This window comes from Aquimarina macrocephali JAMB N27, assembly GCF_000520995.1.
GTDB classification, from domain to species: domain Bacteria; phylum Bacteroidota; class Bacteroidia; order Flavobacteriales; family Flavobacteriaceae; genus Aquimarina; species Aquimarina macrocephali.
On sequence record NZ_JACA01000093.1, the window covers coordinates 1 to 2676 of the forward strand.

A 2676-nucleotide genomic window follows, 5' to 3' on the forward strand; every position below is an offset into this window, starting at 1 on the left:
AGAATTATGTAAAAGATTGATTTTGTCATCGGTTTATTGAACTTTTATTTTTTTTCGGCAAATCTCCTAAATCCTTCAAATTTTAACCAAACGTGTTGTTTTGTAATTCCAACATTTTTTTCTCCTTTTCTATTAATTGCATAATTCATACCATCCTTTTCAACAAGAGCATATTTTTTATCAAATGGTAATCCATTATTATATATAATAGGAATTATAACCTCTCCTTTTTTATTAATATATCCGTATTTTTTATTTTTTTTCACTAAAGCTAATCCATCATTGAAATCACCTAATAGGTTGAAATCGTATTTAGGCTTAATAACTATTCGGTTTCTCTTATCTATGTAGCCTATAGAGCCTTTTATACTGACCTGAGCTAGTTCTTCTTTAAAATGTCTTATTTTGTCATATTCGAATGGTATAACAATTTCGTTTTTAATATTAATCATGCCCCATTTGTTTTTGGATTTCGCTAGAAAAAGATCTTTTTTGACATCACTTAAATCCTCATAAATAATCGGTATTACCAGATTACCTTTTTCGTTAACTAAACCCATCATTCCATTATTTCGAATTCTCATATATCCATTATGAAAGTATCCAAAAATTTCATCATATATTGGAGGTAACAAAACATTTCCACTAACATCAATCAAACCTTCTTTAAGTTGTATTTTTTCAATTTTATAACCATATTCAATAAAAGTTCGGCTACCATTTTCTGAAATCAGTTTCTTCTCTGTTTCGACCTTTAAAGTATCTATCATAAAAATAGCTTTTTTATCTATTATAGGTCGATAACTAAAAATTAAACTATCATTGAATATTTTCTCACCTTTTAGATTTAAATAGTTCCATTTTCCATTTTTTTTTACGGCAGCATATCCTTTGTAAAAAGGAAAAGCATCTTCATATTCAAGGGGTATAACGACATCTCCATCGGGATCTACAAATCCACTATGATCATCGTTAATAGCCAATCCAAGATCGTCTTTATACCAAAAAGTCATTGTATATTCGGGATACAATTTACATTTAGAATTTGAAAACACTAGTCCTGGAATATTATTTGAAATTATGTTTGCTTTTCCATTATAAAAATCAGAAGCATATTCATAGTTAGGTGGAATTACGATTTTACCGTTCGAATCAACAAAACCATATTTCAAGGAATCTTTCAAGGAAGAAAAACCTCTTTGCATCAAATCATTATAATAAGTGTTAGAATCATGTTCTATATTTGGAAATGTATACATGTTTTCCATTAGAAAAACATTATTCCCTAATTGACTGAAAATGGAATTAGAAGCTAATAAAAAAAGTACTGCGATTTTTTTCATTTATATTATTTTTATTGCAAATTATCGTTTATTTGAATTTTAGTTAGTTATTGTGCCTATTGTTTTTATCCATCATAGTTGTCTAATTTCCATCCTTTTTCAGGTCTTATTTCTCTCCAGTCCCAATACTTGTCATATAATTCGTCGTGAAGAAAATCTAAATCTTCAGCTAGCTCATCTGTTTTGTCAACGAAACAAATCTCAGTCCATTTGCCAAAACTTTCATCAGGCTCTGAAGTTCCGTCAATTATATTGAACAAATCAAACAAAACACCAGCAGAGTTATTAGCCAAAATTTTCCTCAATGCATTTTTCAAATTAGAGTCATTTTTCAATTTTTCTAATGAGCGAGTTTCTTCTTCGGTAAAACCACAATTTGGTGGATATGTCACAAAATCCATTTCTCCACCTTTATCTAATTTATCTGAAATAAAGTCCGCCTTTTCCTCAATTTTTTGATTAGCAGATAATAAAAAGGTTCTAATATTATGTTTTGATAGCTTCATTTTTTTGCATTGAGTACAACGGTCTCGTATAACCGTCAGTTACAGGGTTTATATTCTTTAATTTTCGGTTAAGTACAACATTTGGCAATTCAGAGTGGATTCTGATGTAGTCGAATCCACCGTAATTACGGTTATACCTTGATGGTAGTTAGGCTTTTATTCAATTTTATTTCTATTCATTTCAGCATATTTCCTATATAAGTCTTTCATTAATCCATCTGGATAATCTGAGAAATCTTTATCTAGTTTTCCCATAAGTTGTTCTGATTTCTCGTCTGAATTTTGAAAAAACCAAGTTCCGTCTTCTGGAAGCAATTCAACCGCTTGTTTTATTATTTCCGATGATTTAGTAGCTCCGATTTCGTTCAATGATTTTATTACTTGTTCTTTTTGTTCAGGAAACCATTCTTGTAAAAAACTTAGTATACTATCAGCTTGTCCTGCATTTTCCAAATGCATACATAGAAATAGATTTAATTGTGCTTGGTTCAAAGAATTAGGTTTTTTGTCAAATCGATTCACCAGTATTTGATGTAAAGCTATGGAAAAATCAGAATTATCATTTAAAGAAAATAAACTATCAAAGTCTTCTTCATTTACTATTTTTTCTCGCTTTCTTATTTCATTCTTCATTTCTTCTGTCATCCACGAAAGTGCGATAAACGAGCCTTTTTCCATATTTCGATTATAGTATATTTGATTTTTCAGCTTACCCACAACGTCTCTTGTATGTTGCGTTTGCTTCCCGAAGGGAGCATATGCAATATACAAATTGTGTGTGCCCAGCATGGGCATTTTTTATTTATCGAAGATAAATAATTCATCTA

At 29.7% G+C, this 2676-nt stretch carries 3 protein-coding genes; all 3 read right to left on the bottom strand.

Translation table 11 applies throughout. The features are described 5' to 3' along the window. Window positions 1-44: 44 nt before the first annotated feature. Window positions 45-1343 (bottom strand): WG repeat-containing protein, encoded by a 1299-nt coding sequence (locus tag Z054_RS0127180; protein ID WP_024773117.1) that lies wholly within the window; start codon window positions 1341-1343, stop codon window positions 45-47. Window positions 1344-1408: 65 nt separating this feature from the next. Next, on the bottom strand, window positions 1409-1849 hold the full coding sequence (locus tag Z054_RS0127185; protein WP_024773118.1) for a hypothetical protein: 441 nt from the start codon (window positions 1847-1849) through the stop codon (window positions 1409-1411). Window positions 1850-2005: 156 nt separating this feature from the next. Beyond that, window positions 2006-2527, bottom strand: coding sequence for a DMP19 family protein (locus Z054_RS0127190; protein ID WP_035093805.1), 522 nt, complete (start codon window positions 2525-2527; stop codon window positions 2006-2008). Window positions 2528-2676: the final 149 nt, after the last annotated feature.

Bases quoted from the DNA above. Each gene is read 5' to 3' on its own strand.
- Z054_RS0127180 (WP_024773117.1), bottom strand. From the start codon at position 1,343: ATGAAAAAAATCGCAGTACTTTTTTTATTAGCTTCTAATTCCATTTTC.
- Z054_RS0127185 (WP_024773118.1), bottom strand. From the start codon at position 1,849: ATGAAGCTATCAAAACATAATATTAGAACCTTTTTATTATCTGCTAAT.
- Z054_RS0127190 (WP_035093805.1), bottom strand. From the start codon at position 2,527: ATGGAAAAAGGCTCGTTTATCGCACTTTCGTGGATGACAGAAGAAATG.